Source organism: Streptomyces sp. NPDC059142, from assembly GCF_042755665.1.
GTDB lineage: Bacteria > Actinomycetota > Actinomycetes > Streptomycetales > Streptomycetaceae > Streptomyces.
The window spans coordinates 103,214-118,213 of the sequence record NZ_JBHZDA010000006.1; the positions used below are offsets into that span (position 1 = coordinate 103,214).

General features: G+C 74.4%; 10 protein-coding genes. 5 read left to right on the forward strand and 5 right to left on the reverse strand.

What is annotated here, in order from left to right; translation table 11 throughout:
* Nucleotides 1-81: 81 nt before the first annotated feature.
* A complete protein-coding gene (locus tag ACFXPK_RS04630) occupies nt 82-591 on the reverse strand; it encodes a DUF4232 domain-containing protein (protein ID WP_385071587.1) in 510 nt (169 codons plus the stop codon).
* Between the two features lie 116 nt (nt 592-707).
* Nucleotides 708-1,181 (reverse strand): DUF6194 family protein, encoded by a 474-nt coding sequence (locus tag ACFXPK_RS04635; protein ID WP_385071590.1) that lies wholly within the window; start codon nt 1,179-1,181, stop codon nt 708-710.
* Nucleotides 1,182-1,244: 63 nt separating this feature from the next.
* On the opposite strand from ACFXPK_RS04635, the gene ACFXPK_RS04640 reads away from it, so the two are divergent.
* Nucleotides 1,245-1,958 (forward strand): MerR family transcriptional regulator, encoded by a 714-nt coding sequence (locus tag ACFXPK_RS04640; RefSeq protein WP_385004110.1) that lies wholly within the window; start codon nt 1,245-1,247, stop codon nt 1,956-1,958.
* 87 nt (nt 1,959-2,045) lie between these two features.
* Nucleotides 2,046-2,480: a VOC family protein gene (locus tag ACFXPK_RS04645; protein ID WP_385004112.1), complete on the forward strand. Its 435-nt coding sequence runs from the start codon at nt 2,046-2,048 to the stop codon at nt 2,478-2,480.
* Nucleotides 2,481-2,540: 60 nt separating this feature from the next.
* Here the strand turns inward: ACFXPK_RS04645 and ACFXPK_RS04650 are convergent, their stop codons facing one another.
* From ACFXPK_RS04650 to ACFXPK_RS04660, 3 genes are all read right to left on the reverse strand, one after another.
* The gene (locus ACFXPK_RS04650; protein ID WP_385004114.1) at nt 2,541-3,377 is read right to left on the reverse strand and encodes an ABC transporter permease; all 837 of its coding nucleotides are present in this window, start codon (nt 3,375-3,377) and stop codon (nt 2,541-2,543) included.
* The gene (locus ACFXPK_RS04655) at nt 3,374-3,988 is read right to left on the reverse strand and encodes an ABC transporter ATP-binding protein (protein ID WP_385004116.1); all 615 of its coding nucleotides are present in this window, start codon (nt 3,986-3,988) and stop codon (nt 3,374-3,376) included. The genes ACFXPK_RS04650 and ACFXPK_RS04655 overlap by 4 nt, the downstream gene beginning before the upstream one ends.
* 117 nt (nt 3,989-4,105) lie before the next feature.
* Complete coding sequence (locus ACFXPK_RS04660) at nt 4,106-5,422, reverse strand: wax ester/triacylglycerol synthase domain-containing protein (protein WP_385071596.1); 1,317 nt, start codon at nt 5,420-5,422, stop codon at nt 4,106-4,108.
* Nucleotides 5,423-6,003: 581 nt separating this feature from the next.
* Here ACFXPK_RS04660 and ACFXPK_RS04665 point away from each other — a divergent pair.
* The 3 genes from ACFXPK_RS04665 (at nt 6,004) to ACFXPK_RS04675 (ending at nt 14,985) form a co-directional block, all read left to right on the forward strand.
* Nucleotides 6,004-7,158, forward strand: coding sequence for an SDR family oxidoreductase (locus tag ACFXPK_RS04665; RefSeq protein WP_385071598.1), 1,155 nt, complete (start codon nt 6,004-6,006; stop codon nt 7,156-7,158).
* Nucleotides 7,159-7,255: 97 nt separating this feature from the next.
* Nucleotides 7,256-8,839, forward strand: a complete 1,584-nt coding sequence (locus tag ACFXPK_RS04670) for a PfaD family polyunsaturated fatty acid/polyketide biosynthesis protein (RefSeq protein ID WP_385071601.1) — start codon at nt 7,256-7,258, stop codon at nt 8,837-8,839.
* 56 nt (nt 8,840-8,895) lie between these two features.
* Nucleotides 8,896-14,985 (forward strand): SDR family NAD(P)-dependent oxidoreductase, encoded by a 6,090-nt coding sequence (locus tag ACFXPK_RS04675; protein ID WP_385071604.1) that lies wholly within the window; start codon nt 8,896-8,898, stop codon nt 14,983-14,985.
* Nucleotides 14,986-15,000 lie beyond the last annotated feature (15 nt).

A 15,000-nucleotide genomic window follows, 5' to 3' on the forward strand; every position in this document is an offset into this window, starting at 1 on the left:
TTTTAGGGCGCGGGCGACCCCCGCGATCTACCCCTCCCCCCCCCACTGCTGTGACCTGCTGTGACCTGCTGCGGGGCGAGGTCAGGCGCCGCGCTGGACCGGGCCGACGAGGGTGCCGGCCGTCACGGTGAGCCCGCCCTCGGCGGAGGACGTGCCGGGGATCTCCCCGTCCGGGGCCCGGAGCGTGAACGACGCCTCGTCGGCGGGCACACCGCCGCCGTTGTTGGGGACCTGGATGTCGAAGTGGACCGGGCGTCCCGGGCCGAAGGTCACCGCGGTGTCCTGATCGCCGTAGCTGCCCGCGGTGATCCCGCTGTCCGTGCCGTGCTCCGAGAACCGCACGCCGGTGGGCGAACCGGCCAGCCGGCACGGCTCGTACCCGCGCGGCGCGGTCAGGGTGACGCGGTAGTGCCGGTGCCCTGCGGTGTTGTCCGCCGCGCTGATCTTCGCGGTGTGGTTGGCCGGACGGCACGCGGAGGGGGCCGCGCTCCCGCCCGTCGCCGGTACGGCCTGCGCGACTCCCGCGCTCGCGGTGCCCGCCAGCAGGGCGGCGGCGAGGACGGCGGCCATCTTCCGGTTGGTACGCATCATGACTCCTTGCCTTGCTCAATGGCCCCGGCGGGAGTGCGCCGCCGGAACCATGGTCAACGCCATTCCTGCCCCGCCCGCCCGTACGGAAATGTCTCAGGACGGCCACAGCGGCTCCGTCACGTTCCTGGCAGGCCCGTACGCCGCTGATGGCGCGCACGCGCGAGGTGATGGGCCGTGCGGAGCAGGTCGCGCACCGTCCCGTCGGTCCGGGCGCCCGGATTCACCACCGCGAGCCAGCCCAGGGAACCGTAGACCGGGTGTGCCATCACCGAGTCGGCGGCGCCCGGGTCGCCGTCGGCGGCCGGTTCGCGGGGCGGGTGGCCGGTCCGGTGGACGAACGCCTCCTTCCCGGCGGCCACATTGACCCGGAACGTGTCCGGGCGGTCCAGGCGTGATCTCTCGTCGCCCGGCTGGTTCTTCGTCACGATCGTCGCGAACGGCTGCGTCGCCTCCGGCATGACGCCCTCAGGGGAGTAGAAGAAGAACGTATCCCCCCAACTGATCTCCGGTGAGCCGTCGCCGGGCCCCGGCCTGACGGCCAGGGCGCCGTCCAGGTTCTTCACGAAGTCGATGATCTCTTCCATGGTCATGTCCTCAAGCGTTTCATTAAGGTGCTTGTGGAGACTTCGAGCCGGAAAGCGGAGGAATCCCGGATGCCAACCCTCCACTCGGCACTGCGGACCGTGGATGTCGCGCGACGCGCCGGGTACTCCGTCCAGCAGGTGCGCAACCTCGAACGCGACGGCGTTCTGCCCGCGGCGGCGCGCTCGGCGGCGGGCCACCGGATCTACGGGGAGGTCCATCTGCGGTCCGCCCTGGCCTACCGCGCCCTCGCCGTCGGTACGGGACCGGTGGAGGCCAGGCGGATCGTGCGCGCCGTGCACGAGCGCCCGGTCCCCGAGGTGCTCGCGCTCCTCGACGCGGCGCACGCCCGGCTCGACCGGGAGCGTACGGACCTCCGGCTCGCCAGGGAGGCGGCAGCGGCGATCTCCGCCGAACCGGTCGCGGACGTACGCCCTTCGGACGCCATGAGCGTCTCCGAACTCGCCGCCGCGCTCGGCGTACGCCCCTCGACCCTGCGGCACTGGGACGCGGAGGGGCTCGCCGTCCCCGACCGGGTCTTCCCCCGGGAGACGCGGCGGTACGCGCCGGACCAGGCCAGGGACGCCCGGATCGTGCACCAGCTCCGCACCGCCGGGTACCGCGTCGACCAGCTCCGCGCCCTGATGCCGGGCCTGCGGAGCGGACACCGGTCGCGCGACCTCGACGCCGCGCTGACGGCCCGGGAGGAGAGCGTCACCGCTCGCTCCCGCGCCCTTCTCGACGCCGGAGCCGCACTCGGCGCGCTCCTGGCCTCACGGACATGAGCCGCCGCCGGCGGGTACGCCTCCGGGCCTGTACGGGGTGGTGATCGAGCCCGGATCACCACCCCGTACAGGCCCTAGGATGGGCCGATGCCGTCGATCAAGCAGGTCCAGATCACCTTCGACTGCGCGGAACCCGAGCGCGTCGCCCGCTTCTGGTGCGAGGTGCTGGGGTACGTCGTACCGCCGCCACCGGAGGGGTTCGCCACGTGGGACGAGTTCGACCGCACCCTGCCGCCCGGGCGTCAGGGCGCCGCGTACGCGTGCGTCGATCCCTCGGGGGTGGGTCCGCGGCTGTTCTTCCAGCGTGTTCCGGAGGGCAAGGTCGTCAAGAACCGGGTCCACCTCGACGTGCGGGTCGGCACCGGGCTCGTGGGCGAGGAGCGCCTGGCCGCGCTTGAGGCCGAATGCGCACGGCTGATCCCGCTCGGTGCGGTACGGCTGCAACTGCTGCGTGCCGACGGGGTGAACGAGTCGTGCCTGGTGATGCAGGACGTCGAGGGCAACGAGTTCTGTCTCGACTGAGCCGCCCGCCCCGGCAGGGGAGCGCCACCCGGACGTCCCGTCCCGGCGCGACGCCGCGGTTCAGGCGGGCCTCTCCCGGTGTACGGCCGTGTCCGCGGCCGGCCCGGGGCGGTCCGGGGTGCGCCGTCCCCGTACCGGTGGGAGCGCGTCGCGGGTGCGCCGCCGGAAGACCAGGAACGCGGCGAACGCCGCGCCGGTGAGCCAGAGGAGCTGGATCGCGAGGCCCTGGGCCGCCGACGCGGTGGAGAAGGCCGCGGACATGCTGGCCTGCACGGCCCCGTACGAGGGCAGGAAGCGGACGACGGCGCTGTCCGATCCCGAGCTGGAGAGCGGGTTCTGGAGGGCGACGTCGAGGATGCTGATCATCAGGATGGCGAACATCCCCTCCACCTCGCGGCCGAGCACCGATCCGAAGACCACTCCCAGCGCTCCGTAGGTCAGGGCCGCGCAGAACAGCGCGGCGGCGAGCACGAGGGGCTGCCGGGGGGACCAGGCGAAGCCGGCGGCGGCCGTGGCGTACGCGGCGATGGCGGCGCAGACCAGGGTGAGCGCGGAGAACTTGGCGAGCACCAGGTGGAAGCGCGGGTACCCCGCCATCGCCAGACGCCGGTCGAAGGCGCCGCCCGTGAAGGTGGCGGCGAACATCATGAACCCGGCGATCAGGGTGACCGCGTTGAGCGCTCCGGTGATCTGGGTGAGGTGGTTGCCGGGCGGGGACAGGACCTCGCCCGTGGCGCGCAGCCGGAAGGGCGCCGGCGCGTCGGGAATGGTCACGTAGGCCAGGACGATCCAGACGGGGATGTACACGACCACCAGCAGCATCGCGAACCGGTTGCGGGCGTGCCCGATCAGCGCGTAGCGGGAAGCCGTGGTGAACAGGGTCCAGTGCCTTCTCATGCCGCCTCCTCGGAACGCCGGTCCTGGCGGGTGAGCCGGCCGCCCTCCAGGCGCCACAGCTCGTCCAGCCGGTCCACGTCGTACGCCAGGTGCGAGACGACCAGCACCGAGCGTCCGGCGTCGCGCAGCCCCGTCGCCAGCTCCCAGAAGCGCAGATACGTCTCCCAGTCGAAGCCCTGGTACGGCTCGTCCAGCAGCAGGACGTCCGGGTCGTGCATGAGCGCCAGGGTCAGGTTCAGCTTCTGCCGCGAGCCCCCGCTGAGCAGGCCCGCGCGCTGGTCGAGGTACGGGGTGAGCGCCAGGGTCTCCATCACCTCCCCGGCCCGCCGCAGGTCCGCGAGGCCGAAGGCGTGCCGGAAGAGGTCCAGGTGCTGGCGGACGGTGAAGGAGTCGTCCAGGACCACGGACTGCGGGCAGTAGCCGAATCTCCCGCGGTGGTGCACCGAGCCCCGGTCGGGCCGGAGTTCACCGGAGAGGATCTTGAGCAGTGTCGTCTTGCCCGCGCCGTTCTCGCCGACGATCCCGGCGAGGACCCCGGGCCGCAAGGGGAGGTCGACGCCCCGCAGGACGGTGTGCCGACGGTAGGAATGATGTACTTCTCTGACGTCCATCGGGCCGCTCCGTCCGTGCCGGTTCTTCGGGGCTTACGGGTCCTTTGGGTGGCGGCGGAAGGGCTCCGCCGCTGCACAACGAGCGGGTGAGGTGGCGGAAACGGCGCCGGGCGCCGCTCACTTGGGCGCCGGGGTCTGCGCCAGCTCGGCCACGGCCCGCTCCCACAGCCCCGGCAGCGTCTCGCCGAGGGGCAGGGCGCGGTCGGCCACGAAGGACACCTCGGCCCAGGTGTCGAAGAAGGACAGGCCCACCCCGAAGAGGTGTCCGGGAACGAGCAGCGGGAGCAGGGCGGTTCCCGTCACGGGGGTGTCCCCCAGGCTGCCCTTTTCGGCGAGGGGCATGGACGTGGCCATGACCTGGGTGACGCGCGGCGAGAGCACCCGTCGCAGGTACCAGGCGGTCGGGCGGCCCGGCATGAACCGGACCATGTCCTGGATGGCCTGCCGCCACCTCTCGCCCCGCAGCTTCCGGGTGCCGGCCATGACGCGGTCCAGTCGCCACAGGGGCGGGGCGCCGTCCCGGGGAGCCTCCGCGGCCCTCGGGTCCGTCCGTACGGGCAGCTCCAGCGGCAGGGCGAAGCAGCGGTTGCCCCAGCTCTGGTCCTCCTCGGGGCGCCGCGCGTCGACGGGGACCAGCGCCGTCACCCGTGGGAGCGGTACGCCGGACCGCTCCGACCAGGTCGCCAACACCCCGGCGAGCGCGGCCAGATGGACGTCATGGGCCGAGCCGCCGTGGGCCGAGCCGATCTCGCGGAGGGCGCTCGCCGGCACCCGGCCGCGCCACAGCCGTCTCTCGCCGGTGGGGACGAAGGGGAGGGCCGGACGGGGGCCCCGGACGACGAGGGGGCCGGACGCGAACCTCGCGGCGAGACCGACCGCCAGGCCCACCCGTCGGGGCAGGGCGGACCAGCGGCCCCGGCCCGGCACCGGGCGGGCGGAGGGCTCCCCCTCGCCCAGCATGGCCCGGAAGGTCGTCGCGGCGGCCGAACCGTCCTGACAGGCGTGGTGGAAGCGATAACACACCGCGTACCGGTCGGCCGCGTGGCCGCGGAGCAGCCAGACCCCCCAGTAGGTGCCGGGCGCGAAGGACGCGTTGAGCGCGGTGTGCAGGGCGGTGTCCCACTCCGCCGGACCGTCCGCGACCACCTCGTGGACATGCCGCTGGACGGCGAACTCGGTGTCCGTCCGCCACCGGGGGCGTCCCGGTCCGTTCTCGATCCGGCTGGTCAGCAGGGGCAGTTGGGGCAGCCGGTGGCCCACGTAGGCGCGGAGGTCCGCCAGGCTCGGGGGCGGGCCGTTCAGATAGGCGACACCCCCGGCGTCCCAGCGGACCTCGGGGTGGCGGCGTTCCATGGAGAGGAACGCGCGGTCGAGTGCGTGGGCGGGGTGGCGGGGCGAGGGGACGGACGGGGGTGACGGAACGGACTCGGGCATCGGAGGACTCCAGTGCGGGCCGGCGGGCGGACGGGGGCGGGCCGGTGGCGGCCGGGCCAGGACCGGGCGTCGCCCGGCCCGGGGCGAACTCCCCCACGGCGTCGGCCCGTACGAGGATCGGTGTGGTGCCCGTCCGGCCGCCGACCAGCGTCGCGCGCACCGGGTCCGCGTCCCCGCCCGGCACCCGCGAAACCACCCGAAGGGGGGACAGGAACAGGACTGCCCGTACTGCGGCGGCCGCTTCCGTACGCCAGTCCGGTCAGCCACCCTGACCTGCGACGGGACTCCCGTACGCCCCTCCGAGGGACACCCCGGGCCGGGGTGCGGGTACTCCGTTCAGGTGAGCCGGGAAGATCGGGGGTCCGCCGCCGCCCGGCGTCTGACACCGTGTGCGGTGCGTCAGCGGTCACCGGGCCCGTGAGGAGGGTCCGCGAGCCTGTCGGGTGACCTCTGCACACAGGGCGGGCACGCACCGGCACGCCCGCTTCCGGCGTCGCCGGAATGCCCTGTCAGCTCCGCGTCGGCGGCGACCCGCCACCGTACGCGGTCGTGGTCTCGTCCCTTTCGAAGCCTTTGGAGTCATGGTCGTGCATGTCGCCCTCACCGGCGCCACAGGATTCCTCGGACTGCGTCTGCTGCGCCGTCTGCTCGCCGTGCACCGGTCGATGACGGTCCTGGTCCACGCGGGCTCGGGCGACGCGCTGCACCGCATCACCCGGTTCTTCGAACTGACGGGCGCCTCCGAGGCGTTCACCGCCGGACTCCCCGGCCGGCTGCGGGTGGTGGAGACCGAGCTGGAGCGGCCCCGGCTGGGGCTCTCGGGGCGCGTCTTCCAGGATCTCGCCGACGGGATCGGCGCGATCTGGCACAGCGCGGGCAGCATCAACCTGGAGGGGGAACTACCCGAGTTGCGCCGGACCAATGTCGAAGGAACCCGGCACGTACTGGAGTTGGCCGCCGCCGGGCGCGGGCGGCCCGTCGTCCACCATGTGAGCACCGCCTTCGTCGCCGGTGGGCGGCGCGAGGGGGTGGCGTACGAGGACGAGCTGGACGACGCGTACGGCTTCGAGAACGCCTACGAGCACTCCAAGTTCGAGGCGGAGAGGCTGATCCACGCATGGTCACTGGAGCACGCCCGTCCGGTCGTGGTGCTGCGGCCGAGCATCCTGGTCACGGATCTGCCCCCGCATCCGGAGCTGCCCTCGCATCCGCTCCAGGTCGTCGAGCGGATCGTGCGCGACGCGCGGCGCGGCCCCGCGGCCGGTCGCCAGGACCGTGACGGGCGCCCCCGCGTCCGGCTGCCGGGCCATCCGCACGGCCGGCTGAACCTGATACAGGTGGACCACGCGGCCGACGTGATGGTGCGTCTCGCCGGCCGGACGCCCTCGGGCGGGGTGGACACGTACCACGTCGTCCACGACCGTGATGTGCCCGTGGCGACGGTCGTGACCCTGCTGGAACGGCTGGTACCGGTCTCGGTCGAGCTGGTCGCCGAGGAGCCGGAGGACCCGTCGCCGCTGGAGTCCCTGCTGAGGTGCTACCCGGGGCTGACGGCCTATCTCGGCCACCGGCGGCGCTTCGACGACACCCGGGTCAGGACCCTGCTCGGGCCCTCGGCGGCCTCCGACCGGGTGGATCTCGGCTATCTCCGCTCCGGTCTGGCCGCGCCGGACCGTGTCCCCGCCGGGCCACCGGCCATGCCCGCGACCGACCTCCCTTCCGCCCGGTACTCCTGACTCCCGAGAACCGCCGGAGCCCTTACAGGACCTGTCAGGGCCTGTAAGGCTCCGGGCCGGCCCGTGAGCCCCCGCCTCTCCCCCGCTGGAGCCTTCCGTGTCCGTCCTCGCCGCCCCCGACGCCTCCGCCGCGTCCACGCCGGACTTCTCCCCCGAGGGGATCGCCGCCCGCGCCCGGCTCATCCGGGAGCCCGTCCATGTCGTCAGCGGTCCCGACGGCCGTGAGCTGGGGCTCGCGACCGGCCCCGCGCCCACCGGAACGGTGCTCGGTACGCTGCCGCCGCTGTACCCGGAATGGCTCGGCGGGCGCACCTTCTGCGAGGCGCACGGCGTCCGGTTCCCCTATGTCGCGGGCGAGATGGCGAACGGCATCGCGACCACCCGGATGGTGTCCGCGATGGCACACGCCGAGATGCTCGGGTTCTTCGGCGCCGGTGGCCTGGACTACGCCGAGGTGGAGCGGGCCGTGCACGGACTCACCGACGAGCTGCGCTCCCGCCCGAACTGGGGTGTGAACCTCATCCACTCACCGGCCGAACCCGAGCTGGAGTTCCGCGTGGCCAAGCTGCTGCTGGCTCGTGAGGTGCCCCGGATCTCGGCGTCGGCGTTCATGGAGCTGACCCCGGCCGTGGTGCTCTGCTCGGCCCGGGGGCTGCGCCGGGGCGCGGACGGCCGGATCGTCCGGGGTACCCGGACGCTCGCCAAGGTCTCCCGGCCCGAGGTGGCCGAGAGGTTCCTCTCGCCCGCCCCGGCCGCCCTGCTGGACCGGCTCGTCACCGAGGGCGAACTGACCCGGCAGGAGGCGGAGTTGGCCGCCCTCGTACCGGTGGCGGAGGACATCACCGTCGAGGCCGACAGCGGAGGGCACACCGACAACCGCCCCCTGTCGGTGCTGCTGCCGAGGATCGCCGCGCTGCGCGACACCGTGTGCCGTCGGTACGGCTACCGGCGCGCGGTCGGGATCGGCGCGGCCGGCGGGCTGGGCACCCCGGACGCGGTGGCCGCCGCCTTCGCCCTCGGCGCTTCCTACGTGGTCGTCGGGTCGGTGAACCAGACCGCCACCGAGGCGGGGCTGTCCGACGAGGCCAAGGCGATGCTCTGCGAGGCGGACATCGCCGATGTGGCCATGGCGCCGGCCGCCGACATGTTCGAGCTGGGCGTACGGCTGCAAGTGCTCTCCCGGGGAACGCTGTTCGCGCGGCGGGCCGGCAGGCTCCACGCGGCGTACCGGGCACACGGTTCGCTGGAGGAGATCCCGCCCGCGGTGCGCGCGACGATCGAACGGGAGGTGCTGGGCGCCTCGTTCGACGAGGTGTGGCGGCGTACCGTCGCGTTCTGGGAGCGGCGCGATCCCGCCGAGATCACCCGCGCCGCGTCCGACCCGAAGCACCGTATGGCGCTGGTCTTCCGCTGGTACCTGGGCAGTTCGAGCCGGTGGGCGATCACCGGCGAACCGTCCCGGCGGGCCGACTACCAGATCTGGTGCGGTCCCGCGATGGGCGCGTTCAACCGGTGGGCCGCGGGCACCTTCCTGGCCGAACCGGCGAACCGGTCCGTGGTGCAGATCGCGCTCAATCTGCTCGAAGGCGCCGCGGTACTCACCCGCGCCCATCAACTGCGTACCTACGGCGTTCCGTTGCCGTCCGGCGCGTCCCTCCACACCCCGTGCGCGCTGGCATGAGCGGCCCCGGCGCCCCGGACCCGTCACCTTCCGCCGACCCGAACCGAGGAGAGACCGTGACCGCCTCCATCCCTCACCAGGTGCCCGTCGCCGTGGTCGGTGTCGGCGCCCTCGTGCCCGGTGCGACGGACGCGGCCGGCTACTGGCGGATCGTGACCGGCGGCCGGGACCTGATGACCGAGGTCCCGGCCTCCCGCTGGCTGGTGGAGGACCACTACGACCCGGACCCGGCCGCCCCCGACAAGACCTATGCCCGCCGGGGCGCGTTCCTGCCGGAGATCGACTTCGATCCGATGGCGTACGGGGTGCCGCCCACCAGCCTGTCCGCGACGGACACCTCGCAACTGCTCGCCCTGATGGTGGCCGACCAGGTACTGACCGACGCCGGGGGCCTGCGGGGCATGGACCGGGACCGGGTGGGCGTCGTCCTCGGGGTCTCCGCCCTGGAACTGCTCTCCCACATGTACGGCCGCACCGAACGCCCCGTGTGGTTCAAGGCGTTACGGGAGAGCGGACTGCCCGAGGACGAGGCGCGCGCCGTGTGCGACCGGGTCGCGGCGCACTACACACCGTGGCGGGAGTCGACCTTCCCGGGGCTGCTCAGCAATGTCGTCGCGGGCCGGATCGCCAACCGGTTCGATCTGCACGGCACCAACCACACCACGGACGCGGCCTGCGCCAGCTCCCTGGCCGCGCTGTCCACCGCGGTCGGCGAACTGGCGCTCGGCCGGGCCGATCTGGTGATCAGCGGCGGGGTGGACACCGGTAACGGGATCGGCATGTTCCTCTCCTTCTCCAAGACCCCCGCGCTCTCCCGCAGCGGTGACTGCCGGCCGCTGTCGGAGGCGGCGGACGGCACGATGCTCGGCGAAGCGGTCATCATGTACGCGCTGAAACGACTCTCCGACGCGGAGCGGGACGGCGACCGTGTCCACGCGGTCGTCCGGGGCATCGGCACCTCGTCCGACGGCCGGAGTTCGGCGATCTACGCGCCGCTCCCCGACGGGCAGGCGCGGGCCCTGCGACGCGCCTACCAGCAGGCGGGGTACGACCCGGGCACCGTGGAGCTGGTCGAGGCGCACGGGACCGGCACCAAGGCCGGGGACACCGCCGAACTCGCCGCGCTGAACGAGGTGTTCGGGGCTTCGGGGCGTACGGACGGGCAGTGGTGCGCGATCGGCTCGGTCAAATCGCAGATCGGCCACACCAAGTGCGCGGCGGGCGCGGCCGGACTGCTCAAGGCGGTCATGGCCCTGCACCACAAGGTGCTGCCGCCGACCATCAAGGTCGACCGGCCGAACCCGGCGGCGGCCGACCCGGACGGCCCGTTCTACGTCAACACCGAGGCCCGCCCCTGGGTACGGCCCGCCGGTCACCCGCGCCGGGCGTCGGTGTCGAGCTTCGGCTTCGGCGGCAGCAACTTCCACGTCACCCTGGAGGAGTACGTGGGCTCGGGCGCCCCCGGCCGGGTGGCACCGCGCCACCGCACGGCTCCGAGCGAACTCGTCCTGTTCAGCGGCGCGTCGCCGTCCGACCTGGTGGCGCCGGAGACCGGCGGTGACCGCTCGCTGGCCGCGCTCGCCCGGGAGAGCCACCGCGCGTTCTCGCCCACCGCCCCGGTGCGGCTGGCCGTCGTCGCGACCGGCGTCGAGGAGTTGCGGGAGAAGTACGCGCAGGCCCTCACCCTGATCCGGCGGCGGCCCGGCACGGCGTTCTCGACACCGACCGGTGTCCGGTACGCCTCGGGCGCGCCCGCGCCCGGCCGTATCGGCTTCCTGTTCCCCGGACAGGGGGCCCAGTACGTCGGGATGGGCGCCGAACTCGCCATGCTGGCACCGGCCGCCCAGACCGTGTGGGACGAACGGGGCGGCGCCGCCTTCGACGGGACTCCGCTGCACCGGGTGGTGTTCCCGCCGCCCGCCTTCACCGACGAGGAGCGGTCGGCCCAGCGGGATGTGCTGGCCGCCACCGAGTGGGCGCAGCCCGCGCTCGCGGTGCACGCGCTCGCGCTGCTGGAGGTGGTGCGCTCCCTGGGGCTGCGGCCCGACTGCGCGGCGGGCCACAGCTTCGGTGAGCTGGTGGCGCTGCACTGCGCGGGGGCCCTGGACGCCGGGTCGCTGGTCGCGGTGGCCCGCAGACGCGGTGAGCTGATGCGGGACGCCGCCACCACCGCGGGCGCGATGCTCGCCGTGGCGACGGATCGCGCGCACGTGGCGGAGGTGCTGGCCGGTGACCGGCTCGACGGCCTCTGGCCGGCCAATCTCAACTCCCCGGTCCAGACGGTGCTTTCGGGCACGACGGAGGCGGTCGCGCGGGCCGAGGACCTGTTCACGGCCGAGGGGGTCGGCACCCGCAGGCTCACCACGTCGACCGCCTTCCACAGCCCCCTGGTCGCCCCGGCCGGGGAACCGCTGGCCGCGTTCCTGCGCACGGTCCCGGTCACGGAGCCCCGGATCGACGTCTACGGCACCGCCGACGCGGCCCCGTACCCGGCCTCGCCCGACGAGGTACGCCGCCGGATCTCCGGCCACCTCGCCTCACCGGTGCTCTTCCAGGACCAGATCGAGGCGATGTACGCGGCGGGCGTGCGCACCTTCGTCGAGGTGGGCGCGGGCGCCGCGCTGTCCGGTCTGGTCGGGCAGATCCTCGGCGACCGCGACCACGCGGCGATCCCGCTGGACCGGCCCGGCCGGTCCGGGGCCGGCACCCTGCACACCGCGCTCGGCGAACTCGCCGTACGCGGGGTGCCCCTCGACCTCGGACCCCTCTGGGCGCCGTACGCCTCGCCCGGGGCGCCGTCGAAGGAGGGCGGGCCCCGGATGACCGTGAAGATCAGCGGCGCCAACCACGGTCAGCTCTACCCACCGCGCGCCGGAGCCGCCGCACCGACGGCGCCCGGCCCTGTTCCGGTGTCGACGCCCGGTCCTGCTCCGGTGTCGACGCCCGGCCCTAATCCGGTGTCGACGCCCACTCCTGCTCCGGTGTCGACGCCCGTTCCCGTTCCCGAGACCCTGGCGGTTCCCGTGTCCGCGTACGCCTCCACCCCCCACCCCGTTCCGGAGCCGCCGGCGTACGAACCGGCGCCCGCCGATGCCGTGACGGCCCCCTACGACGCCGTCCCCGGGCCCGCCGTCGGCGCCGACTGGTACACGGCGGTCGAGAACGTCCAGCGGCAGACGGCGGAGGCCCACGCCGCCTGTCAGCGCATGCTGACGGACAGCCATATCGCCTTCCTGCGGATGACCGAGACCACCCTGTCCGCGATGCTCGGGGTGCCCGTCGGGGATCAGGGCGCCGGGAGGGTGGCCGAAGTCCCGGCCCCTCCGGCTCCTCAGGTCGCTCCCGCTCGCCAGGTCCCTCCGGCTCCCCAGGCGTCGCCGGTGCCGTTGCGGCTCCCCCGGCCCCCGGCCCCGCGTGCGGTACCGGCGCCGGTGGCCCCGGTCCCGGCCGCCGCCGCGATTCCGGTGGCCGCACCCGTACCGTCCACCGGCGAGGACCGGGCGCCGGCTGCCGACGACGCGCCCCTGTCGGCGTCGGAGCTGGAGGAACTGCTGCTCTCGGTGGTGGCCCGGCTCACCGGCTACCCCGCGGAGATGCTGGGCATGGACATGGAGCTGGAGGCGGATCTGGGGGTCGACTCCATCAAGCGGGTCGAGATCCTGTCCGCCGTACGCCGGCAGGTCGGCGATGTCGCGACGGGGGACGTCGGCCGGCTCGGCAGGCTCCGCACCCTGCGCGAGATCGTCGACGCGCTCACCGGGACCACCGCCCCGGAGGCTCCCGCCGCGCTCGGCCCCCCGGTCCCCGAACCGCGCACCGGCCCCGGCCCCGCTCCGACGCCGCCCCCCGCGCCGGCACCGGCGCTCACCCGGCTGGTGCCCCGGGCCGTGGAGTCACCGGCGGCGGGTCTGGCCATGGCGGGTCTCCTGGACGGGCCGGTCGTGGTGACCGGCGAGGGCCCCGACGGCGGCGGGCTCACCGCCCTCGTCACACGGAAGCTGGCGGAGCGCGGCGTGGACGCCACCGCCGTCGACGAGGTGCCCGAGGGCGCGCGGGGAGTCGTCCACCTCGGGGCGCTGACCGGAAGCGGCACCCCGGACGGGGCGCGGGAGGTCCACCGGTCGGTGTTCCGGGCGGCACGTTCGGTGGCGGCCGTCGGGGACGGGCACAGCAGGCTGTTCGTGACCGTGCAGGACACCGGGGGCGACTTCGGGCTCGGCGGCCGCGCGGGCGACCGCGCGTGGCTGGGTGGCGCCGCCGGTCTGGTCAGGACGGCGGCGAAGGAGTGGCCGGACGCCTCGGTCAAGGCCGTCGACTGCGAGCGGGGCGGCCGGGACGACGAGGCCGTCGCCGAGGCGGTCGTACGGGAACTGCTCGAAGGCGGCCCCGCCGTGGAGGCGGGGCTCCGCGCGGACGGTACGCGCACCGTCCTCCGGGCGGTGCCCGCGCCGGTGACGGCCGCCGCCGCGCGGCGGATCACCTCCGCGTCGGTGATCGTGGCCACGGGAGGCGCGCGGGGGGTGACCGCCGCCGCGCTGTTGGACCTGGCCCGGACACACCGTCCGCGGATCGCGCTGCTCGGCAGGACGGAACTCGTCCCGGAACCGGCCGAGTTGGCGTCAGCCGGCGACGAACCGGCGCTCGTCCGGCTCCTCGCGGAGCGCGCCGCGGAAGGCGTCACGGGACGCTCCACCGCGGGCGCGGCGGACGCTTCGCCCACCGGGATCACGGCGCGGGCCCGGGAGATCCTGGCCGCGCGTGAGGTACGGGCGACGCTGGCGGCGCTGGAGGCGGCGGGCTCTCCTGTCCGGTACGTCCGGGCCGACGCCCGTGACGGCGCGGCCCTCGCCGCCGCGTTGCGCGAGGTGCGCGAGGTGTGGGGGCCGGTCACCGGCCTCGTCCACGGCGCGGGGGTGCTGGCCGACAAGCGGATCGCCGACAAGAGCGACGCACAGGTCGAGCAGGTGATGTCCACCAAGGTGGACGGTCTGCGCGCGCTGCTGGCCGCGACGGCGGACGATCCGCTGGACGTGATCTGTCTGTTCTCCTCGGTCGCCGCCGTGTACGGCAACGCGGGGCAGAGCGACTACGCGACGGCCAACGAGATCCTGGCCCAGGTGGCCTCCGCCGAGCAGGCCGCCCGCCCGGACTGCCTGGTGCGGTGCGTCGCGTGGGGTCCGTGGCAGGGCGGTATGGTCACGCCCGCCCTGGCGACGCACTTCGGCCGTTCGGGGGTTGCGCTCATCCCTCTGGAGCAGGGCGCCGCCGCCTTCACCGCCGAGCTGGACGGCACGGCCGGCGAGGCGCGTGTCACCCTGGCGGCCGGGGACGATCCGGCGGCGCTGTCGCCCGCCGGTGATCCGCCTCCGGCACAGTTGCTGGTCCGGGCGGACACACTGCCGCACCTGGCCGACCATGCGATCGCCGGGGTTCCCGTACTGCCGGTGGCGATGGTCCTGAACTGGTTCGCGGGGGCGGCCACCGCCTGGCGGCCGGAGACCGGACCGCTCGTCCTGCGCGATCTGCGGGTGTACAAGAGGTTCGCCCTGCCCGAACTGGCAGGAGTGGGCCACCGGTTCACCGTGCACGGGAGCCGGGGCGCGGCCGGTTCGGCGACGGGGGTGGAGGCGGAGCTGCGGGGCGTGGACGGCGTGGCGCACTTCCGGGCCGTGCTGGACACCGGGGCCGTGGAGCCGGATCCGGCCTGCTGGGGCAGCCCGGACGGCCTGGAGCCGATGGACGGCGATGCGTTCTACGACGGTGAACTCCTCTTCCACGGACCCCGGTTCCAGGCCGTGCGCGCTCCGTACGGTGTCTCGGAGCACGGCGCCGAGGCGAGCGTCGCGGGGGTGCGCGCCCTGGGCTGGGCGGGGGAACACGGGCCGCTGGACCCGGCCGCCGTGGACGGCGCGCTCCAACTCGCCCTGGTCTGGGCGCGGAACGCCGTCGGCGCGGCGACGCTGCCGATGGCCGTCGCGGAGTGCAGGGTGCACCGGCGCGGCCCGGTGGACGGCACCGTGCGGTGTGTGGTGCGGGGCCGGAAGACGCACAGCACGGGAGCGCGCTGCGACGCGGCGCTGATCGACGCCGACGGGGCGGTCCGTCTGGAACTGCTCGGCGTGGAACTCGTCAGCCGTCCCTCCTGAGCACCCCGCCCGCCC